Origin of the sequence: Erwinia sp. MYb416 (genome assembly GCF_037479575.1) — a bacterium.
Classification (GTDB): Bacteria; Pseudomonadota; Gammaproteobacteria; order Enterobacterales; family Enterobacteriaceae; genus Erwinia; species Erwinia rhapontici.
Genome location: NZ_JBBGYT010000438.1, coordinates 699,596 through 720,855, shown reverse-complemented (window position 1 = coordinate 720,855; position 21,260 = coordinate 699,596). Strand labels below are relative to the sequence as shown.

22 protein-coding genes and 2 pseudogenes are annotated in these 21,260 nt (G+C 57.2%); 15 read left to right on the top strand and 9 right to left on the bottom strand.

Translation table 11 applies throughout. The features are described 5' to 3' along the window. The first annotated feature begins 100 nt into the window (after window positions 1-100). On the top strand, window positions 101-1,243 hold the full coding sequence (locus tag WH277_RS12970; RefSeq protein WP_339505767.1) for a M20 aminoacylase family protein: 1,143 nt from the start codon (window positions 101-103) through the stop codon (window positions 1,241-1,243). Window positions 1,244-1,494: 251 nt separating this feature from the next. Here the strand turns inward: WH277_RS12970 and ybiB are convergent, their stop codons facing one another. The 3 genes and pseudogenes from ybiB to WH277_RS12955 form a co-directional block, all read right to left on the bottom strand. Beyond that, window positions 1,495-2,466: a DNA-binding protein YbiB gene (gene ybiB, locus WH277_RS12965; RefSeq protein WP_339506347.1), complete on the bottom strand. Its 972-nt coding sequence runs from the start codon at window positions 2,464-2,466 to the stop codon at window positions 1,495-1,497. 27 nt (window positions 2,467-2,493) lie between these two features. After that, window positions 2,494-4,656: pseudogene (gene dinG, locus WH277_RS12960) on the bottom strand (ATP-dependent DNA helicase DinG). Between the two features lie 68 nt (window positions 4,657-4,724). Beyond that, window positions 4,725-5,618, bottom strand: coding sequence for a LysR family transcriptional regulator (locus tag WH277_RS12955; protein WP_192933208.1), 894 nt, complete (start codon window positions 5,616-5,618; stop codon window positions 4,725-4,727). Window positions 5,619-5,750: 132 nt separating this feature from the next. On the opposite strand from WH277_RS12955, the gene WH277_RS12950 reads away from it, so the two are divergent. After that, window positions 5,751-6,836, top strand: a complete 1,086-nt coding sequence (locus tag WH277_RS12950; RefSeq protein ID WP_159338091.1) for an iron-containing alcohol dehydrogenase family protein — start codon at window positions 5,751-5,753, stop codon at window positions 6,834-6,836. A gap of 45 nt (window positions 6,837-6,881) precedes the next feature. On the opposite strand, the gene WH277_RS12945 is transcribed toward WH277_RS12950, so the two are convergent. Both WH277_RS12945 and WH277_RS12940 read right to left on the bottom strand, forming a co-directional pair. Then, the gene (locus WH277_RS12945) at window positions 6,882-7,412 is read right to left on the bottom strand and encodes a GNAT family N-acetyltransferase (protein WP_339505766.1); all 531 of its coding nucleotides are present in this window, start codon (window positions 7,410-7,412) and stop codon (window positions 6,882-6,884) included. Then, window positions 7,409-7,972, bottom strand: a complete 564-nt coding sequence (locus tag WH277_RS12940; RefSeq protein WP_133841129.1) for a helix-turn-helix domain-containing protein — start codon at window positions 7,970-7,972, stop codon at window positions 7,409-7,411. Before WH277_RS12940 ends, WH277_RS12945 begins: the two co-directional genes overlap by 4 nt. 151 nt (window positions 7,973-8,123) lie before the next feature. Here WH277_RS12940 and WH277_RS12935 point away from each other — a divergent pair, with 151 nt between their 5' ends. From WH277_RS12935 to WH277_RS12875, 13 genes and pseudogenes are all read left to right on the top strand, one after another. Beyond that, on the top strand, window positions 8,124-8,855 hold the full coding sequence (locus tag WH277_RS12935; RefSeq protein WP_159338090.1) for a MerR family transcriptional regulator: 732 nt from the start codon (window positions 8,124-8,126) through the stop codon (window positions 8,853-8,855). Window positions 8,856-8,865: 10 nt separating this feature from the next. Continuing rightward, window positions 8,866-9,297, top strand: a complete 432-nt coding sequence (locus WH277_RS12930; RefSeq protein WP_133841131.1) for a nuclear transport factor 2 family protein — start codon at window positions 8,866-8,868, stop codon at window positions 9,295-9,297. Next, entirely contained in the window at window positions 9,294-10,010 is a 717-nt protein-coding gene (locus WH277_RS12925) for an SDR family NAD(P)-dependent oxidoreductase (protein ID WP_133841132.1), read from the top strand. Before WH277_RS12930 ends, WH277_RS12925 begins: the two co-directional genes overlap by 4 nt. Window positions 10,011-10,013: 3 nt before the next feature. Continuing rightward, on the top strand, window positions 10,014-11,279 hold the full coding sequence (locus WH277_RS12920; RefSeq protein WP_339505765.1) for an NAD(P)/FAD-dependent oxidoreductase: 1,266 nt from the start codon (window positions 10,014-10,016) through the stop codon (window positions 11,277-11,279). Continuing rightward, a complete protein-coding gene (locus WH277_RS12915; protein ID WP_167864892.1) occupies window positions 11,276-11,992 on the top strand; it encodes a DUF1365 domain-containing protein in 717 nt (238 codons plus the stop codon). Before WH277_RS12920 ends, WH277_RS12915 begins: the two co-directional genes overlap by 4 nt. A gap of 3 nt (window positions 11,993-11,995) precedes the next feature. Next, window positions 11,996-13,225: an SAM-dependent methyltransferase gene (locus WH277_RS12910; RefSeq protein ID WP_167864893.1), complete on the top strand. Its 1,230-nt coding sequence runs from the start codon at window positions 11,996-11,998 to the stop codon at window positions 13,223-13,225. Then, on the top strand, window positions 13,222-13,704 hold the full coding sequence (locus WH277_RS12905; protein WP_339505764.1) for a DUF2878 domain-containing protein: 483 nt from the start codon (window positions 13,222-13,224) through the stop codon (window positions 13,702-13,704). The genes WH277_RS12910 and WH277_RS12905 overlap by 4 nt, the downstream gene beginning before the upstream one ends. Beyond that, window positions 13,701-14,210 (top strand): hypothetical protein, encoded by a 510-nt coding sequence (locus WH277_RS12900; protein WP_133841137.1) that lies wholly within the window; start codon window positions 13,701-13,703, stop codon window positions 14,208-14,210. The genes WH277_RS12905 and WH277_RS12900 overlap by 4 nt, the downstream gene beginning before the upstream one ends. Before the next feature lie 2 nt (window positions 14,211-14,212). Further along, window positions 14,213-14,746 (top strand): DUF3833 domain-containing protein, encoded by a 534-nt coding sequence (locus tag WH277_RS12895; protein ID WP_133841138.1) that lies wholly within the window; start codon window positions 14,213-14,215, stop codon window positions 14,744-14,746. A 74-nt stretch (window positions 14,747-14,820) separates the two neighbouring features. Then, window positions 14,821-14,925, top strand: a complete 105-nt coding sequence (locus WH277_RS12890; protein WP_133841139.1) for a protein YohO — start codon at window positions 14,821-14,823, stop codon at window positions 14,923-14,925. 132 nt (window positions 14,926-15,057) lie between these two features. Then, window positions 15,058-16,536 carry an MFS transporter gene (locus WH277_RS12885; RefSeq protein ID WP_133841140.1) on the top strand — a complete coding sequence of 493 codons (1,479 nt, stop codon included), beginning with the start codon at window positions 15,058-15,060 and terminating at the stop codon, window positions 16,534-16,536. Window positions 16,537-16,667: 131 nt separating this feature from the next. Continuing rightward, entirely contained in the window at window positions 16,668-17,399 is a 732-nt protein-coding gene (locus WH277_RS12880) for a DUF2384 domain-containing protein (protein WP_205945534.1), read from the top strand. Continuing rightward, window positions 17,359-17,934: pseudogene (locus tag WH277_RS12875) on the top strand (RES family NAD+ phosphorylase); the annotation flags it as partial. The gene WH277_RS12880 and the pseudogene WH277_RS12875, both read left to right, overlap by 41 nt. 101 nt (window positions 17,935-18,035) lie before the next feature. On the opposite strand, the gene idi reads toward WH277_RS12875, so the two are convergent. The 4 genes from idi to WH277_RS12855 all read right to left on the bottom strand — a co-directional run bounded on the left by idi (window position 18,036) and on the right by WH277_RS12855 (window position 21,252). Beyond that, the gene (gene idi, locus WH277_RS12870) at window positions 18,036-18,587 is read right to left on the bottom strand and encodes an isopentenyl-diphosphate Delta-isomerase (protein ID WP_339505763.1); all 552 of its coding nucleotides are present in this window, start codon (window positions 18,585-18,587) and stop codon (window positions 18,036-18,038) included. 132 nt (window positions 18,588-18,719) lie between these two features. Continuing rightward, a complete protein-coding gene (locus WH277_RS12865) occupies window positions 18,720-19,829 on the bottom strand; it encodes a suppressor of fused domain protein (RefSeq protein WP_133841143.1) in 1,110 nt (369 codons plus the stop codon). 117 nt (window positions 19,830-19,946) lie between these two features. After that, window positions 19,947-20,357 (bottom strand): lysozyme inhibitor LprI family protein, encoded by a 411-nt coding sequence (locus WH277_RS12860; RefSeq protein ID WP_133841144.1) that lies wholly within the window; start codon window positions 20,355-20,357, stop codon window positions 19,947-19,949. A gap of 28 nt (window positions 20,358-20,385) precedes the next feature. Beyond that, window positions 20,386-21,252, bottom strand: a complete 867-nt coding sequence (locus WH277_RS12855) for an oxygenase MpaB family protein (protein ID WP_339505762.1) — start codon at window positions 21,250-21,252, stop codon at window positions 20,386-20,388. Window positions 21,253-21,260 lie beyond the last annotated feature (8 nt).

Below are 21,260 nucleotides of genomic sequence, written 5' to 3'. Positions count from 1 at the left end.
CCCGTTTTTCTCTGCACCTGCCCCTTTCCTTATCCGTTTTATGCTAACTTATTTTGTGCCCGCTACTGGATAGCAAAGCCCCTGACAGGAGAAGTAATCTATGGTCATTCCCGTTTCGCTGATTGATGAAGCCACTGGCTGGCGCAGGGCATTTCATGCCCGCCCGGAGCTTGGCTATCAGGAGCATCATACGTCGCAAGCGGTGGCGGAACAGCTTACAGCGATGGGGCTTCAGGTGCATCGTGGCCTGGCGGGGACGGGCGTCGTCGGGACGTTGGAAAACGGCCCCGGCCCGACCATTGGTCTGCGCGCTGATATGGACGCACTGCCGATGACCGAACTGGGAAACCCGCCGCACCGCTCCACGCAGCCGGGCGTGATGCATGCCTGTGGCCACGATGGCCACACGGCAATACTGCTGGCAACGGCCAGACACCTCAGCACCACCCGATGTTTTAGCGGCACCGTTCACTTTGTCTTTCAGCCTGCGGAAGAAAACCTCGGCGGTGCACGCCGCATGGTTGAAGACGGCTTGTTTACCCTGTTCCCGATGGATGCCATTTACGGTATGCACAACTGGCCGGGCCTGCCTGCGGGCCATGTGGCGGTCAATGAAGGAGCGATGATGGCCTCGCTGGATTCGTTCGAAATCACGCTGAACGGACGCAGCTGTCATGCCGCCATGCCGGAAAACGGCGCAGACCCGATTGTCGCTGCTGCCCAACTGATTCTGGCGCTGCAAACCATCCCTGCACGTCGCCTGTCGCCGCTGGCCTCGGCGGTCGTCAGCATTACGCAGATTAACGGTGGCGAGGCGATCAACGTCATCCCTGAGACGGTGGTGCTGCGCGGCACGCTGCGCTGCCTGCAGGCGGATGTCCGTGTACGGGTACGCCAGATGATTGATGAGTTTGTCACCACCTTCACTCGCCCGCTGGGCATCGAAGGCAGCATTGTTTATCAGACGGATTATCCGGTCACGGCGAATAATCCACAGGAAGCCGCGAAGGTGCGTGACTGTGCGCTGACGGTACTTCCCGCAGAGCAGGTGCACTGGAATGTTAACCCATCGATGGCATCGGAAGATTTTGCCTGCATGCTGGAAGCCTGTCCCGGTGCCTATTTCTGGCTGGGGGCCGACGGTAAAATCCCTTCTGCACCGCTGCATAATGCCCGCTATGATTTTAACGATACGCTGATCGGCCCAGGCATTGCGCTGTGGACCGCCCTGGTCGGGCAGTAATTGCCTCGTTAGAACCGCGTATACAACACCGGGCGAGGCATGCCTCGGCCCTACAGCGATTCCAGATAAAAGGGCTTCCGGGTCCGGTCCATCCGTTCCAGATAAGGGGGATGTCGTCGGGGTCGGGCCGTTATTGCCTCGTTAAATCCGGCATTCAACACCGGGCGAGGCCTGCCTCGCCCCTACAGCGGTTAACGATGATGAGGGATTGGTAGGGGTCGGGCATGCCCGACCCGAATGCGGCGCGGGTGTTAATAGCCCGCCGAATCGATCTGCGCTAACGCGCCATCCAGATCAATCGCCCGCCCGGTAGCGAGGTAACAACAGGCAATCTGCAAACGCAGCGACTGGGGCACCGGCACTTGGCGATCCAGGCAACGACTGATCCATGCGGCCGTGGTGGCCGCATCTTTAGCTGAAGGCAGATGGTCAGCGCTCAGCACCACTTCTTCCTGCCGGGACAACAGCGCACGCGTGTCTTCTCCAGCAATCAGCGTTATCGACGGGCACCGCTGCGGGCTGGCGTACACTTCCCCTTCCGTACCGTTCAGCAACAAACCCCGCCCGCCAACGGCGCTGAAAAATGTTGCCACGCGCGGGATATACTCCGGATGCGAAACGCTGGCCAGCCGCAGCGCCGCATCGGCGGCAAACGGCGTTGCCAGCTTGGCCAGCGTATGCGCACTGTTACGCACCCCCATACGCCAGCGCAACGCCAGCTGCTGCTCCATGGGCTGGCAAAGCGTGCCAATAGTGATAAACACCAGATCACCGGCATCCAGCTTCGCCTGTGCTTCTTCCAGGGTGGAAACAGCGGGTATATCCAGCGCTGCAAAGACCGCCTCGCTGGTGATGCGGGTCGGATCGTCGCTAACGCCGTGAACCAGCACCGGGAAGCCCAAACGCGACAGCAGCAGCGCCAGCAGCGGCGTCAGGTTTCCCTGACGGCGTGCCCCGTTGTAACTCGGGATCACAATGGGCATCGGTCGCTGTGCAGGCGGTATCAGGCGTGGCATCTGCTGCTGCATCGCCTGGTAGAAGCCCAGCATCTCCCCTTCGCCTTCGCCTTTAATGCGCAGAGCAATCAGCAGAGCACCCAGCTCAAGATCCGGCACCTCGCCGTTCAGTATCCGGCGATAAAGCTCGCACGCGGTATCCGCATCAATATCGCGGGCATGATTCTTACCGCGTCCGACCTCTTTGATGATTTTTTTATAGTCCATGCTCATGTTTTTGCTCAGTAAAAAGGGTTAACGACGACGGCGCGGCGCGGGTTTCTTCTTCGCGGCCGGGGTTACGGCTTTTGGCAGTTCACCTTCCGGCATCGGAGGTTGCGCGATGGGGAACACCGGCAGCGCCCCCAGCAGGCGTGCACCATAGCTTTTGCTGATCAAGCGCCGATCGTAAATCACAATCTCGCCAAAGCAATCATGGCTGCGGATCAACCTCCCGACCTGCTGGATGAGGTTAAACGAGGCGCTGGGCAGGCTTTGCACTTCAAACGGATAGCGCTTGAGGCTTTTTAGCCACTCTCCCTCTGTCAAAATAACCGGACTGTCTATCGGGGGGAAAGCGATTTTATGAATATGGACCTGAGAAAGCAGGTCACCTTTCAGATCCAGCCCCTCCGCAAAGGACTGTAATCCCACCAGAACGCTGGTTTCCCCCTGCTCTACGCGTTTACGGTGCAGCGCCACCAGCGCCGGGCGTGGCTTATCGCCCTGCACCAGCATCATCAGGCGCAACTCGGGCAGGTAAGCGAGGAATTGATGCATGGCGCGACCACTGGCGAACAGCACCAGGATACCTTTATGGGCCGCAAGCTTAATTTGATGACGAAAGAAGTGCGCCATTTCCGCCAGGTGCATCACTTCGTTCGCCAGCATCGGCTCGTACTTCATCTGCGGGATAATCAGCTGCCCCTGAGTCACATGATTAAACGGCGAATCGAGGGCGACAAAACGGTCCCCGGCTTTCTCACTCAAGCCGGACATCTCCTGCAGACGCTGGAAACTGTTTAACGAGCGCAGCGTCGCCGAGGTCACCACCACATGCGGGATCTTGCGCCACAGCAACTTTTCAAGCTGTTCACTGACGCGTATCCCGGCGCAGTGAAACATCAGATGCGCGCTACCGTCGCGGATTTACCGTGTGACCCATTTCGACACCGGGGCGCCGGATGCCTGCTCCATTGCCGCCAGTCGCCACAGCTTGCTGCTGGCTTCAAACCAGCCCAGCGCACGGTTCATCTGGATCAGCGTACGGTGCAGGCGCACTACGTCAAACTGGCCGGTTTTCTCGCTGAGGTCATTCATCATCCCTTCCGCCAACCCACGCAGCGCATCGCTGAGTTTGAAAAGGCGGGCGCAGATTGTCAGGATCTCTTCGGGCAGCAGCCCCATCTCAAAGCGATATTCGCCCTCCTGCCCTTCCGGCGGCAGATACAGGCCTAAGATTTGCGACAGCATCTGTAACTGCTCACGCACCTCTTCGCAGTGGGCTTTGAGCTTGTCCGGGTGGCTAAGGGACGGCGGGCGTTTCGGACGAAACTGCGCCAGGCACTGCTCCACCAGGCGGCAGAACAGATCCAGTTGTAACACGGTCCAGCCTGGGGTGATTTCGCCGCTCATCTCCAGCGCATCGCGTGCCACATCCGGTAAATGGTGGCCTTCATCCAGCACCAGAAGCAGGTTTTTCGGCGGTGGCAGCACGGATTCTGTTTCCAGTGCGGCCATCACCAGGGCGTGATTCGCCACCACCACGTCCGCATCTTCGATTTCACGCCGCGCCACATAAAACGGACATTCACGGAACCAGTTGCAGTTACTGCCGAGGCAGTTGGCTTTATCGGTGCTCAGGCGTTGCCAGAGGGAGTCTTCAATATTTTCCGCACAGTGATCGCGCAGTCCATCCCACTGATAGCGCTTGAGGGATTTTTCCAGTTCAGTGCAGATGACCCGTTCATCTTTGCTGGCGGTCATATCGTCGTCGAGGAACAGCAGCAGATCGCCCTGATTTTCTTCATCCGTTGCCAGCGCCGACAGATTGCGCGGACACACGTAACGACCACGACCAAACGCCGCAGTAAACTTCAAATCGGGAATAATTTTCTTCAGCAGGGGCAGATCCTTGCTGAAAATCTGATCCTGTAAGGCCACGTTAGCGGTGCTGACCACCAGCGGTTTTTCCTCGGCGCGGCTGACAGCAATACCAGGGATCAGATAGGAGAGGGTTTTCCCCACCCCGGTCGGCGCTTCAATTGCCAGATGACGACCGTCGTCCCCCGCCAGCGTTTTCGCGACCTCGGCAATCATCTGCCGCTGCGGCGCACGCGGAATAAAATCGGGAACTTCCTGTTGCAGGGCTTTATACCACCCGGCAATTTGCGTTTTTAACGCGACAGTTAACGCCATGACAATCACTTCCAGCTAAACAAGGCTGTATTTTTACACAGTATTGCGGCGGCGTCAGCCTGCAAACGTTAATCTCCTGCGGCGGCTTGCAGTTTCAGCAGGTCACGCAGGGCACGGATCGGAACTTCCCGGCTGCGGCCACGACGAAAAATCAGGGAAAATGCTGCACGATAGTTGAACTGTTCCGGTGACAGACGCCGCAACCGGCCCTCAGCCACCCATGACCGCGCGCAGTGCTCCGGCAGGTAACCAATATACTTACCAGAAAGGATAAGAATCAGCTGCGCTTCGATGCTTTCCACAGAGGCGCTACTGTCTTTAAAGCCGCGCCGCGCCAGCTCGCTCTGATTCCAGTAGCTGCGAGTCACGAAGCCCACATTTTGCAGGTCATCCAGGGTGTGGCGGGCAAACAGCGAATGGCTGTCGCTACAGTAAAGCCAGTGCTGTTCATGGTGCAGCGGCACTGTCACCAGATTATTCACGTTCACCGGGAAATGCCCGATGGCCAGGTCAAGGCGGTTATCCAGCACCTGCTGCTGCAACTCATTCGGGTCACGTACCGCCAGGCTGAGGTAGATCGCCGGAAAGCGGTCACTGAACTGACGCAGGGTATCGGCCAGATGCAGTCGGTCATCCGTGGCGATGGAGTCCACGACGCCAAGTGAAAACACGCCACCCTGCTCATTCTTCAGCCCGTCCACCTGGCGGTCAAAGTCCTGCAAGGTATCCAGCAATTGCAGGCTGTATTGCAGATACTGTTCGCCTTTTTCTGTCAGTGAAAATCCTGCCCGCCCGCGTCGGCACAGCACGAAACCCAGCTGTTGCTCCAGCTCACTCATATAGGCGCTGATCGCAGGCGTGGTCATATTCAGCTCCTGCTGGGCGCGGGAGTAGCCCTGGCAGCGCGCCACACAGACAAACACACTCAATAGTTTCAGATTGGGTAAACGGTTGAGGCTCACTTTCGTTCCACTGATTAAACGATCGATAGTTAAGTAAATCATGAAGTGAATAGTGGATACGAGTGATTTTCCTGCGGAGGGTTCCGTCAGATGATAGCCATAACTTTCCCCCTTTTTTTCTGAAGGATAACCATGTCACACCAACATCTGATTTTCCCGGCGCGCGTACTGCGTGGCGCGGGAGTCATCAACCAGATCGGCACCCTCAGCCGTGAACTGGGCCAGCGTGTGCTGCTGATTGGCGGCCACCAGGCGCTGGCGGCGGTCAAAGACCGGGTGGCGCAACAGCTGACGGCAGCAGGTTGTCTGCTGGTGGGCAGCGAATGGTTTGGCGGCGAAACCTCATTACGCCAGATTGCCCGCCTGGGCGCGCTGGCGCAGGAATATCAGGCCGACGTGATTATTGCAGCGGGGGGAGGTAAATCGCTGGATACCTGCAAGGCGGTCGGTGCCGAGCAGAATATCCCGGTGATCACCCTGCCCACCATCGCCGCGACCTGTTCGGCGGTGACGCCGTTAACCATTCGCTATGACGATAACGGCAACTTTTTTGATATCTTCCCGCTGCCGCAGGCTCCGGCGGCGGTGATCATCGACAGCCAACTGCTGACCGAGGCACCGCTGCGCTGGCTGGCCGCAGGGCTGGGCGATACGCTGGCAAAATGGTATGAGTTTCGTGCGGTGAGCGAACGCCACCCGGCCGTGGATGCGAATGCGCTCTCCTCGCTGGCACACAGCCGTCTCTGCTATGACGTGATAGCAAAACACGGCCCGGCAGCCTGTGAAGCCGTGCGCCAGCGGCAGCCTGATCACGCTCTCGATCAGGCGCTGGATGCCATCTTCACCTTTGCCGGGCTGACTTCACTGATGAGCAACGGCGCCCATGCGGCGGCTTCCCATGCCATTTACGAAGGGTTCACTTTCGTCGACAAAACCCGCGAATTCGGCCACGGCCTGCTGGTCGGCTACGGCAATCTCTGCCTGCTGGCGCTGGAGCAGCGCGATGATGCAGAGCTGCTGGCAGAAATGCGCCTGGCGCGAGACTGTGGTGTACCGCTTAGTCTGGCAGAGATTGCCGAACTGAATGCGGACGAACTGGCGGTGATTGTGCGTGAATCGGTGCATGCACCGGATATGGAAAATATGCGCGAGACGGTGACAGAAAGTGCGCTGTATCAGGCGATGGCGCGCGTGGACGCGCTGGCCGCCCGCGTTTAGCCCCGTCTCCCCCGGAAAGTGATCCGGGGGAGCGCGCCCGACCGCTTACCCAATCGGATCGATCGCCTTATACATGATCGTGGTGGCATCTATCACGCCAGCGGTCGATCGGGCATAGCCCGGGATCTGCCCGGCCACCTTCCAGCCCAGCGAGAGGTAAAGCGGTTCAGCCGCATCCCCGCTGCGCGTGTCCAGCACCAGCAGACTGCGCCCGAGTTCACGTCCCCGGGCTTCTGCCTGCTGCATCAGTTCACGGGCAATCCCGCAGCGGCGTGCATCCGGATGCACCAACAGTTTGATCACTTCGGCACGATGCACGCCGTTCGCGGGCATAGCCAGCACCAGCATTACCGTCCCGACAATTCGCCCGTCGCGCTTCGCCACCAGCAGCTGTTTATCCCCGCAGGCCAGGCTGAGAACGGCATCCTGCCAGAAATGTTGCAGCCTCTGCGCATCACGATCGATAAAGCCAATACTGGCACCCTGCGCCACGCAGCCATCCAGCACCTCACACAATGCAGGCAGCGCCTGCTGCGCCTGACCGGCATCCAGCCATTGATAATCAATATTGTTCATGGACGGGCCACCACCAGTGCATAGCGTGCACCGCCCGCTTCAGGTGCATGAAAGCGGGTGCGGCCAAACAGATGAAAACGCAGGCAGTCCCCCTGCTCCAGCCGCCAGAAACGCTCATCCATTTGAAATTCCAGTACGCCATCCAGGATCCAGATATGTTGCTCAAGCCCGGCAATCGGCGGAATGTCGTAGTCAATACGTGCCCCTCCCGCCAGCCGGGCTTCCACCAGCTCCGCATGAAACGCCTGCGCAGGCGGGGAGAGCGATCGGCGCTGGTAGCCATTTTCTACATCGTGCCAGACGCTTTGCTGCTCAGGCCGTAAAAGTTGTACAGCTTCCTGTTCCACTTCGCTTAACAAACGTGACATCGTTAATCCGTAGGCATTACACAGTCGGTTAAGCAAAGAGGCTGTCGGGCTGGTCTCAGCCCGCTCGATACGGGATAGCGAAGCGCGGCTAATCCCGGTAAGCTCGGCAAGTGTCTCCAGCGACCAGCCCTTTTCCACACGCAGGTCGGCCAGACGTTGTGCCAGCCGCTGTTCCGTTGGGGTTTGTTCCATCTTGGTTTCTCATATTTGGGAATTAATCTCTAATATGAGATATAGCCGTTTATTTTCATCATTTCAACTTGTACAACAAATAATACTTTGTACAACCTGATAATATTGGTTAGGCTGATAAAAAGTCTGACAGCAAGTCAAGAGGTAATACATGGCACTGTACAGCATCGGTGACGTCGCAGAACGCTGCGGCATTAATCCGGTCACGCTGCGCGCCTGGCAACGTCGTTATGGTCTGCTGAAACCACAGCGCACCGAAGGGGGTCATCGTCTGTTTGATGAAGACGATATTGCGCGCATTGAAGAGATTAAACGCTGGATTGAGAGCGGCGTGCCGGTCGGTAAGGTCAAAGCGCTGCTCGAAGGCGAAAACGTTAATATTGATGATGGGTGGCTTGCCCTTCAGGAAGAGATGCTGGCGGTTATTCGCCTCGTGCGTCCGTCAAAGCTACGCGTAAAAATCGCCTCAATGGGTAAAGAAAACCCGGCAGAAATGCTTATCGACCATGTTTTCATCCCCATCCGCCAGCGCCTTGGTTTAGATCAAAATACCGCCCGGGCCATGTGTAGTTTATTAGATGGTGCTTTAATTGATTACATAAGCTTCTGTTTAACGGGTTCACGCAAGAAAGCAGGCAAAGATGCACTGCTGATTGGCTGGGGCCTGACGGACCGACCCCGCCTGTGGCTGGAAGCCTGGCGACTCTCGCAGCAGGGCTGGCGCATTGACATCCTGGCCGAGCCGCTGGAGTCTCCCCGCCCCGAGCTTTTCCCCGGTCAGCATATTTTTGTTTATACCGGAAAAGCGTTAACCAAACGCCAGCAGGAACAGATGAGCCACTGGCAGGCGCAGGGGTTCTCGATTACCGCATACGGTCACTAAGGAATCAGGTATGACTCAGCAGGCCGCACTACAGCAGTTAGTGACATTTTACCAGACGCTGGACAGCGACAGGCTGACAATGCTGGCGCAGATTTACCATCCGGAGATCTGCCTGAGCGATCCGGTAGGTGAACACCAGGGCATTGCGGTGGTGGAGCAGTACTTTGCCAGCCTGCTGAAAAACATGCGTTACTGCCGCTTTGTGGTGACGCAGGTGCGCGAGTTTGATACCGACGCGCTGCTGCTGTGGCGCATGGAGTATGCCCACCCTGCCCTGCAACGGGGAGCTGACCAGACGCTGGAGGGCAGCAGCTACCTGCAATTTCGCGACAATAAAGTGGTCTTTCAGCGCGATTACTACGATATGGGCGCCATGCTCTACGAAAAGCTACCGTTGCTGGGCACGATCATCGGCCTGGTCAAAAAGAGGTTGCAACCATGAAACGTGTCCTGATCACTGGCGCCAGCTCCGGCATCGGCCTGCAATTAGCGCAGGATTATGCAACGGAAGGCTGGCATGTCACCGCCTGCGGGCGTAATCCGGAGCGACTGGACGCACTGCGCCAGCAGTTCCCACTGATTGACATCTGCCTGTTTGATATCACTGACCTGGCTGAAACGCGCGCCGCTCTGGACGGCAAGCGGGCAGATCTGGCGATCCTCTGTGCAGGCACCTGTGAATATCTTGACCATGGCATTGTCGATGCCGAAAAAGTCCACCGCGTGATGCTGACGAACTTCAGTGGTCCGGTGAACTGCCTGGACAGCCTGCTCCCACAGATGCAGCCTGGCAGCCGCGTGGCGCTGGTCGGCTCTACCGCCAGCATGGTTCCCCTGCCGCGCGCCGAAGCGTACGGTGCCTCGAAAGCCGCGCTGGCCTATTTCGCCCGCAGCCTGGCGCAGGATGTCAAGCGTCAGCAGATTGGCATCACGCTGGTGCTGCCCGGCTTTGTCGACACGCCGCTGACACAGCGCAACGATTTTGCCATGCCGATGATTGTCGACGTGGTTCAGGCTTCGCGCTTTATCCGGCGCGGGCTGGCAAAAGGAAAGGCCGAAATCGCTTTCCCGGCGCTGTTTGCTTTTATTCTGCGGGTGACCTCACGGTTGCCCCAGGCCCTTCAGCGTCTGTTAACGCAAAAAATAGCGAGGTAATGCGTGCGCATTGCGATTATTGGCAGTGGAATTGCTGGCCTGAGCTGTGCGTGGAAATTAGCCCCACGCACCGAGGTTCATCTTTATGAAACCGGCAGTACACTCGGTGGCCATACCGCCACGGTGGACGTTGAGCTGGACGGTCAGCACTGGGCGATTGATACCGGATTCATTGTTTTTAACGATCGCACTTATCCGCGTTTTCAGGGATTCCTGGCCGAACTGGGGCTGGAAGGCAGGCCCACGGAAATGAGTTTTTCGGTGCGCAATTCCCGCACCGGGCTGGAGTATAACGGCCACACGCTCAGCAGCCTTTTCGCCCAGCGTAGCAACCTGTTAAAGCCCTCGTTTTATCGCTTCCTCGCAGAGATCGTGCGGTTTAATCGCTGTGGAAAGCAGTGGCTGGCGCAGCAGCAGGACCAGGGTTCACTGGATGAGTTTCTGACCGCGCAGGGCTTTAGTGAATTTTTTGCCCGGCACTATATTTTGCCGATGGGTGCCGCCATCTGGTCAGTCTCACTGAGTGAGATGCGCCGTATGCCGCTGACCCAGTTTCTGAACTTCTTCCATCATCACGGCCTGCTGGATTTAACCCAGCGACCGCAATGGTACGTAGTGCCCGGCGGTTCGCGGGAATATATCCGCCGCATGATGCAGCTGATCGGGCAGCAGATGCAGGTCTATCTCGATACCCCGGTCACCCGGATAACGCGTGATGCCGATGGCGTCACGCTGGAAAGCCCGCGAGGCGTTGAGCGCTATGACCAGGTGATTTTCGCCTGTCACAGCGATCAGGCATTGCAGCTGCTGGGCGATGCGTCGCCGCAGGAAAGTGAGATGTTGGCCGGGGTGCCCTATCGCGCCAATGAAGTGGTGCTGCATACCGATACCCGTTTGCTACCACAGAACCGCGCAGCCTGGGCGAGCTGGAACTACCGTCTGGATGATGAAGCAAACGACAGCGAACAGCAGGGTGCCAGCGTGACATACAATATGAATATCCTGCAGGGCATTCAGTCACCGCATACGTTCTGCGTCAGCCTCAACCCGACACAACCGATCGATCCGGCCCGCGTGTTACGCCGCTTTGAATACCATCATCCGCAGTTCGGACCACATGCTCTGTGCACACAAGAGCAGCGGCTGCTGCTGAACGGGAACAACCGCACCTGGTTCTGCGGTGCCTGGAGCTACAACGGTTTTCATGAAGATGGCATTCGCAGCGCGTTAGATGTGACGACGGCCATGGACCAGGCAGGTTTACTGTGAACAGCGTGCTGTACAGCGGCCATGTGCGCCATCGTCGCTTCACCCCGGTGGATCATCAGTTCAGCTACCGCATTTTTATGCCGCTGATTGATCTTGATGAACTGCCGTTACTGAAAAGCGTCGGCATCGGCCACCACAATCTGCGCGCTGCCAGCTTCAGTGAGGACGATTATCTTGGTGGCGGCAGCGGCATCAAAGAGCGTGCTCAGGCGCGCATTGCCGCCCTGACTGGGGAACATCTTACCGGACGTGTGATGCTGCTGACGCAGCTGCGTTACTTTGGCTGCTCATTCAATCCTGTCAACCTTTACTACCTGTACGATGCCGCCGACAGCCTGCGCTGGATGCTGGCCGAAGTGCGTAATACGCCGTGGAATGAGCGTCATACGTATGCGGTGAAACCTGACGGCAGCGAAACCACGCAGAAAGCGTTTCATGTTTCTCCGTTTAATCCCATGGAGATGGTTTACCACTGGCGGCTGTCCCCGCCGGGTAAATCACTGCTGGTGCATATTGAGAATCACCGTGAGGGGCGCGAGTTTGACGCCACCCTGCATTTACGACGTCAGCCGCTGACCCGGCAGACGCTGCGCCATTTTCTCTGGCGTTTTCCAATGATGACCGTTCGTACCGCGCTGGCGATTTACTGGCAGGCGTGGAAACTTTGGCGCAAAGGTGCGCCGGTGTATGACCACAGCAAGTCGGAGAAATAACCCATGACTGGCACTGATTTCAGCCTGGCACGCCGTGCAAAAACGGGTAAACGCTTCTCCGCATCACGCCGGGTGATTTTATCCCTGTTGCAGGGCATCAAAGGGGCGGGATTAACCCTGCATGACCCGCATCTCGGCACCTGCTTCTTCGGCGATGCGCAGGCTGCGCTTCAGGCCGAAGTGATGGTGCATCACTCACGAGCGTATCGCCGTATCCTGCTGGGCGGCAGCATTGCCGCTGCAGAAACCTATATGGATGGCGAATGGGAAACCCCGGACTTAACCGCCGTTATCCTGACGCTGGCACAAAATACCCGTGTCGCTGATAAACTGGAGGCCCGCCTCAGCTGGCTGACCGCACCGTTTAATCAGCTGCGTCATGCGTTGCGCCGCAACAATGTGCGCCAGGCAAAGCGCAATATCGCCGCCCATTACGACCTCGGCAACGACTTCTACACCACGTTTCTAGATGAGGCGATGCTCTATTCCAGCGCCTGGTTCCAGCAGCCGGAGATGACGCTGGAGCAGGCGCAGCAGGCCAAAATGAAACGCCTGTGCGTGAAGCTGGGGCTGACGCCGAATGATCATCTGCTGGAGATTGGCAGCGGCTGGGGCGCCATGGCTGAATTTGCCGCTCGCGAGTACGGCTGCCGGGTGACCACCACCACCATCTCGCGCGAACAGTATGTCTATTGCTGTCAGCGCATCGCCGCCGCCGGGCTGAGCGACCAGGTAACCGTGCTGTGTGAAGATTACCGTGATCTTAGCGGCCAGTACGACAAAATTGTCTCGATAGAGATGATAGAAGCGGTGGGTAAAGCCTATATTCCGCTGTTTATTCAGCGCTGCCAGCAGTTGCTGAAGCCGGGCGGCCGTCTGGCATTGCAGGCGATCACCATCAGTGAAGAACGTTTTGACAGCTATGCGCGCGGCGTCGATTTTATCCAGCGTTATATCTTCCCCGGCGGCTTTTTACCCTCCGTCAGCCTGTTGCAGAACACGCTGCAAGAAATCAGCGATTTCAGCGAAATTGACCAGCTGGAAATCGGCCCGGACTACGCGCAGACCTTGCAACTGTGGCGGCGGCGGTTTGACAACGCCTGGCCACAGCTGTCAAAAGGACGCTTTGATGAGCGCTTCCGCCGTATGTGGCTGTTTTATCTCTGCTATTGCGAGGCGGGTTTCCGCGCGCAGACCATTGGCACCGTCCAGCTCACACTGCAACGCGCATGAGCCGCCTGCGCTTCTGGTTGCTCACCCTCGGTTTTGATCTCTACTGGGGGCTGGCCGTGGCGCTGCGCGAGCGCATCGGGCTGCTGCTGTGCGCCGGGGCGCTGCTGGCCTGGCTGCTGAGCCCGCGCGTGATGAAGCTGCGCCTGCTGCTGGTCGCGCTGGCAGGTATCGCGCTCGACAGTCTGTGGCTGGGCGTCGATCTGTTCAGTTTTAGCGGCAGCCACGCGTTTCCCGTCTGGATGCTTGCACTGTGGCTGACGTTCGCCTGCTGGTGGGGGCTGATCCTCCATCGCTTTGCACCTGACTGGCGCTGGCTGATCCTGGCTGGCGCATTGGGCGGACCCTTTTCCTATTTCATTGGTGAGCGGCTCGGTGGCCTGCAATGGCATCAGTCACCCGCCATGGCGCTGGGTGCGCTGGCGATTGTCTGGGCGATCTGGCTACCATTAGCCAGCAGACTCCTGCGGAGAAATTCATGAAAAAATGGCTGTTATTGCTGTTGTTGTTTTCATCGCTGAGCCAGGCCGCTGACTGGCTACGCTGGAAGAACGTGGGCAAAGCGACGCTGACCTGGGGGCCATTTACACTGTACGATTCCCAGCTCCTGACGCCCGGCGGACGCTGGCAACCCGAGCAGTGGCCGCTGGCACTGGTGATAACCTACCGCCGCGACATCAGCCGCCAGGAACTGCTGGATGCCACGCTGGAACAGTGGCAGGCACAGAATACCGGCAGCAGCGATCAGCGTCAGCAGTGGCTACAACAGCTGGCCACCGTCTGGCCGGACGTCAGCGATGGCACCCGCCTGGCATTTCAGGCGGATGCCCGCGGCGGACAGTTTTACTGGCAGGCCGCCGGAACGCAGGCGGCTATTAGCCCGATCGGCCCGCGCTTTGACGCTGCCTTTCGCGACGCTTTCCTCAATATCTGGCTATCGCCATCGTCGACTTACCCCGATATCCGTCGGGAACTGACCGGAGGTTAATCATGTGGAAATCCCTGTTACTGACGTTCAGCCTGCTGCTGGCAGGCTGTGGTGCCACGCTGGAAGACTATCAGCAGGCGCAACCGAAGATTGATATTTTCAGCTGGTTCAACGGTGAGTCCCGCGCCTGGGGCATGGTGCAGGATTACAGCGGGAAGCAGATCCGCCGTTTTGAAGTGGTTATCCGCGGCCAGGTGGTGGGCGAAACCCTGACGTTAAACGAGCAGTTCGTTTATGACGACGGCGAGAAGCAGACGCGGGTCTGGCATATCCGCCGCCTGGCCGACGGCAGCTACACCGGAACGGCCGGGGATATTATCGGCACGGCAACCGGCCATGCCAGCGGTAACGCGTTTAACTGGCGTTACACCATGACGGTCAAAACCGACGACAGCAGTTATAAACTGAACTTTGACGACTGGATTTATCAGCAGGATGCGCAGCATCTGATGAACGTCACCTCGATGAAAAAATTTGGTATTGAAGTGGCACGCGTCACGCTGTTCTTCTCAAAACAGCCCGATTCGGCACAATAAAACGCCGGCTTTGGCTTAATTCCCACGGGCGAAAGCGCTATACTTCGCCCCTGGTTAAGAAAATGGATGAAGTGATGAACTTACAAAAGATTGGTGTGATATTTATCTTCCTGCTGATGGCGCTCGGCGGGATTGGCGGCGTGATGCTGGCCGGATATACCTTCATCGTGCGTTCCTGATCGTGCGGCCCGGCGGCAGCCTGTTGCCGCCCCGCTAGCACCGTTGGTTTTAAATTAAAACCAGACGTAATTAACCACGACAGGTCAGACAGTTATGCTCTGAGTTTACTCATCACAATAAAACTCAACATCATGACTGAAATCACTTCTTCGGCGCACGTCGCGCTGGCAGGGAACACGCCGACAGGCGAGGTCGTCACCCTCCGTCAGGCATCGGATGTCTCTCAGCTGGTCAACACCAGCAGTCACTCTGGCAACAATGCACGTATCGTTATCGGTATCGCCCTCGGTGGTGTTTTTCTCGATGCCTACGATCTGGGTGCACTCGCCTTTGGCATGAAAGATGTCACTCGCGAATTTGGCCTCTCCCCGGCAGGGGCAGGTATGATCGCCTCATCGATTACGCTGGGTGCCATTGTCGGCGCGCTAATTGGTGGCTACCTTACCGATAAAATTGGCCGCTACCGCGTCTTTATGGCGGATATGTTCTTCTTTGTTTTTGCAGCCCTCGCCTGTGCCTTTGCCCCCAATGAGTATGTTCTGGCCGGTGCGCGTTTCGTGATGGGCATGGGTATCGGTATTGATTTACCGGTAGCGATGGCTTTTCTTGCCGAGTTCTCCAAACTGCGAGGGCGCGGCAATAAAGCCGCCAGTATTGCCATGTGGTGCCCCACCTGGTACGCCGCGATCTCTATCTCTTATCTGCTGGTGTTGTTCTTCTGGTCAGTGCTGCCGGAAAGCCACAGCGACCTGATGTGGCGCATTATTCTTGGCTTCGGGGCCGTTCCGGCACTGATTATTATCGCCATTCGCAGTCGCTATATGAGCGAGTCTCCGGTCTGGGCCGCCAATCAGGGTGACCTGAAAGGGGCAGCGGCCATCCTGCGCAGCTCCTGGGGCATTAATGCACATGTCGCCGCAGATGCGGATCTCGCGCCAGTCAAAGCGGTACGCCGTGCCAGCTGGAGCAACTACGGCTCGCTGTTCAAAGGGGTTTACCTGAAGCGTACCGTGCTGGCGACCGTTACCTCGATTGTCTCCCCCTTCGCCTATAACGCGGTGGCGTTTGGCCTGCCGGTGATTATCTCCAGCTTCCTGGCACAATCGATGCTGAACACCATTCTGCTGTCGCTGGCGCTGAATCTGTTGTTTGCCTTTGTCGGGGGTACGCTGGCCGTACGGCTGGTGCCACGTTTTGGTGCCTGGAAAATGATGACACTCGGTTATACGTTCCAGATCGCGGCGCTGGTCGGTCTGGCACTGGTTGGACGCCCGGAAGACGGGCAACAGGCGGCGATCTCGATTGGCATGCTGGCCCTGTTCCTGCTGGGCCAGGGCTTCGGACCGGGCGCACATACCATGACTTACGCCTCACTCAGCTACCCGACGTCGCTGCGCGGCGTGGGCGTGGGCTTCAATCAGACAATGGTGCGCGCCAGTTCGACGGCTTCGCTGTTCCTGTTCCCGGTGCTGGCCGCCCTGCTGGGCACTAATGTGTTCTGGGTGATTGGGATGGCACCGATTATCGGCCTGATCGCCCTGCTGGCTATCCGCTGGGAACCCTCAGGTTATGATGTGGATTCCGAGGATTTTGCTTTCAGTCATCAGTAGAGGAGAAAGCGTGTGGCGAAATGATTCGTCACACGCTCCCGCATTGCACGCAAATTTCGATGAAATTTTAGACATACCGACAAATATTCGATATATTCAAAATATGCAATATATCCAGTCGGGGGTGTTCTATGTCAGCAAAATCTACACCAGCCATATCAGAAACCATCAGCCTGTTTAATGGTCAGCAGCTACGCAATATGGCTGCTGAAGAGAGTGCTGAATATCTGGTCATCAATGTTAATCAGCTAAAAGATGCCGCCCCTTCGCCTGCAGGCAATGGTGTCGCATTGCGCAAAAAACTGGAGAAGATGGTCAGCAATCCCCTTCTTGATCCCTCCCTGGCGCTGGCTTTTTTTGAAATTGCCCAGACACTGCTTAAACCTGCGCGCAAAAAAAAACCCGCTCACGCCGGCGGAAATAAATCAGAAAGTATTTTTGATGGCTATGAGCAGTACCATGCACGTAATCAACAGCGTCAGCACGATATCCGTGAATTCGTACTGAGCGAAGACCGATGGATCAGATCCGGCGAACTGTCTGACAAAGCCCATTTTACCAATGCTAACCGCAGTGCCGGGCCCAATGCCTGGAAACGTCGGGGTAAAACCTTTGCCATCAACGTTGAAGGCCAGGACCGCTACCCGGATTACGCGTTTGATGAAGCCTGGCAACCTCTGCCCGTGATCAAACAGGTGCTGGACATCTTCGATGGCACACGCACGCCCTGGTCGCTGGCCGCCTGGTTTGCTACTGGAAACAGTTGGCTGGGGGGACGCAGGCCAAAAGACCTGCTCACCAGCGATCCTCAGGCAGTCACCGATGCTGCGCTTCAGGCAAAATCCGGAGCACAGCATGGCTAAGGAGAGCAGTAACGGAAAAGGACTTTCGCCGTTTTTATGTCCTGTAGGTTCGGTTGCGATTAACCCTGTGTTACTACCTGCAGGTCATTTATTGTTTCGCGTTCATCGTCAGCAGTTTGCTGGCGACAGTTTTAACAATACATTGCAGGGTAACGCGCGCTTCAGCCCGATTTTCGACCAGCAGGGCAGACTCATTCCGACACTCTATGCCGGAGACGTCACCAGGGTGGCGCTGTGCGAAGTGATATTTCATGATATCGATATTTCGCAGTCGGCTATTGTCTATCAGGTTAAAGCGTTGGCTGCATTTCGTCATAGCCAACTGGTCACCACAATCCCCATGCAGTTAGCCAGCCTCGACCTGGCTTCATTGGTAAAAATGCGCGCCAACAAAAAGCTCATTCACTCCGATGCCAGTTAATACAACATTACACGCCAGTGGGCTGAAGCAGTCCATCATCAATATCCGCACATTCAGGGTCTGACCTGGCCTTCACGTCAGCACGAAGGCCAGGCATGGTTGTTTTTTGGCGACCGTATTAACGGAGAATTACAGATGCACCACCAGGGAACTCAGCTTCTCACTACCCCGCCGGTGGTTGGCGAGTTACTGGCGCTGGCTGACCGGATGGGGATCTATCTGGAAGAGTGATCTGACTGCTGCGCGGTAAAACGCGCAAATTCAGAAGGGATGCGGGGAAACGTCAGCAAAAACCACGGAGTGAAGCGTTCCGGGTGAGCGTGCATTTCTCGCTGGATATCGGCCAGGGAACAATAACGCCAGTCGTCGGCCTCTTCCGGATTAATATCAGGCTGCACATCGCTGATGGCAAAATAGACGTGGCCATATTCATGTTCGGTCAGGCCATTACTGAGCGGCAGATAATAACTGAGTTCAAACACCGGTTGCAGCGTCAGGCGCAGCCCCATCTCCTCGCGCAAGCGGCGTTCAGCGGCATCCTGAGTCGACTCCTGCGGATAAGGGTGCCCACAGGTGGTGTTGCTCCACAGCCCGCCACAGTGGTATTTACCACTGGCACGACGCTGTAACAGCAGCTGATGGTCGGTGTTGAACACGTAAACGGTGACCGCGCGATGCAGCAGACCTTTTTCATGAACTTCCATTTTTTCCATCTTACCGGTAGGACGGTCCTGGCTGTCGACCAGAATAACTTCAATTGCAGACATGCCGACTCCTCAGAAATGATACTGACTATTCTGGCATAAGAGGCATCTCATGGTCTGCATAAAATCGTGCTTTATGCGAGGCGGGCGTAAACCGAAAGTTTCCCGGCGTTGGCAGGCCGGGATCGCGAGAAATTACTCTTCTACATTCACCACCTGCTGACGGGCGCGAAAAATATGCCCGCCGCCGTACTGCAACAGACGCGCCACCAGATCCAGGCCACCGTTCTCTTCGGCCTGCGCGAATTCGCGCTCAAGCTGCGTGATCGGGGCCGCCCAGAGCAGATTGACCTTTTCGCCGTCACGTTTTGGTAGCGGGAACTGGCCGCTTTCACGCCCCAGGGCAGATGAGAGAATAAACCCTTCAAACCCCATCGGGGCCACTGAGGATTCGAGCGTATGCCCTTCCCCCAGCCAGCTGAGGCGAGACCATGGCATATGCGCAAATCCGGCTAACGCACTGGCCATTTGCACGGCATTTTCTTCCGTCATCACCTCGGCATCGATGGCCAGCGCCAGCTCCGTCCGACGATATTCCGGGGCGAGGTCATCAAACAGGAAATCCACCCACGGCATCGGGCGGATGCACATGCCAAGCGTCAGAAAGTACCAGCAGCCCTCATGGTAATGCTGGGAGATCGCCATCGGCGGCCAGTTGCCCTGATCAATAGAGTAATATTTCAGTGATTCACCGTACTGCGCTTCATAACATTGCAGCATCTCCTGCTGGAAGGGCTCCCACTGCTGGCCATCCTGCCACTCGCGAAAAAACTGCCGGTGCTGTTGTGCGGCGGCGTAGTTTTTGTTGGTCGACGCAGAACCCAGCGGCGCGGTCAGACGGTTCGCTTTAATGCAGCCCGCCGAAAAGCTCACCTGCTGATCCTGGTACAGGCTCCAGCCCGGGATCACGGCCAGAAGCTGCCCCTGGTACCACAGAGCAGCACCGTCATCTGACGGCTCCCAAATGATCTGTAGCCCGGCCGGGTCAAGCATCGGCTCGGCGGCCAGCGTACGGCAATACTCGGCACTGAGCAGCGGCGGTGTGCCCTGCTCCATCGCGGCAACATCATCCTGCAAGGGGGCAGGCAACAGGTTACGCAACCAGCAGCCGCGCACGGCAAACTGTTGACGAAATGCGTCTGTCGGCCAGATATAAAAATACGCGGTGCGCTCATCCTGTTCGACAATTGCGATGAGCGTCTGTTGCTGATTGGTGACTTCAGCAATCTGATAGGGCTGTGTCATAACGCCTCGACGGTGTGTGGCGGGTTCCATTCCCTTGAGAATAGGCCTGGGCAATAAGAAGAGAATGGCGCGTTACATCACGTTGGGGCAAGGGTAAAAGTCTCAAAATGCCTTTTGTTACTCCCCCATATGGGTGCTTTCACGCAATCGATAGAGATCGCGGGCCTTCTCTTTAATCACATTCAGCTTCGCTTCTGACGCCACCAGCCCCCAGATTGTTCCCTGCTGCTGCTGATAAAAGCGGTTCATTGCCTGCAAATAACTGTCACGGTAGCTGATCCACGCCCGCTGGGCATTTTTCAGCGCGGCCTGCGCCTCAGGTGACTGCCCTGCCAGCAATAGCCGGTACTGTTTATTCAGCTCACTATCCCAGGCTTTATTCGCCACCTCATAACACTGAAGATTCTCCAGCGTGCTGACCGCCTGCTGCTGGCAGTTTGCCAGGCGGGTATCCAGATCCTGACGTAATGTTTCTGCTGCACTGGCCGTGCCGCTGAGCAGCAGTACGCTGATGAGAATATTTTTCATGATGAGATCCTTGAACCGTGAAAGAGAATTAACGTCCGACCCGCGTCATGGCCCGTTGATACGCCCCGCGCGAGATCGCCCAGCGCAGCAGCCTGGCAATCACCTCAATACGCAGGCGAATAATGCGCCGCCGTAGCGGAGAAAAATGCAGTCCGAACGCCTGTTGTGCCCACTCCGGCAGCAGTTCAATGCCCGCCAGCAGCATGGCATTCATCGCCGGACGCGCCTGCCATGATGGCGCGGGCGCATTCAGCAGCAGGGATAACACTTCCTGTGTGCGTTCATCACAGCGTAACTGCGGCCGCATCGCCTCAAGATACGCAGCAACGGAGGCAACACTTTTCGGTACATCCTGCGCGCCCAGCGCTTCGGCCACTAACGCTGCCTCTGCATAATAACGATCCTGTTCAGCCAGACTGAGCTGCGGGTTTTTATAGCGCAAATGCGCCGCCAGGAAACTGCGGGTTTCCGCGACATGAACCCAGGTGAGCAGCGCCGGATCGCTGGCGGCATAAGGTTGCCCGTGCGCATCCACACCGCTGACGCGCAGATGAATGCGCTTCACCCGGTCAATCAGGGTGTGTGCATCGATGGTGTTACCAAAAGTGGTGACGGCGATGAACTGACTGGTGCGGCGTAACCGCCCCATCATGTCGTCGCGGAAAGTGGAGTGATCCCACACGCCAGCCAGCGCCAGCGGATGTTGCATCTGTAACAACAGCGCGGCGATCCCGCCACACAGCATGGAAGAAAAATCACCGTGCACCCGCCATATCACACTGTCCGGGCCGTACAGACCGGGGTCACCCGGTGGTTTTGACAGGTCAAACTCATTTAATGACAGGCCATTTAAGCGGAACACCTGCTGCTGAATTTTATCGCGAAAATTGACCATTACAGCGT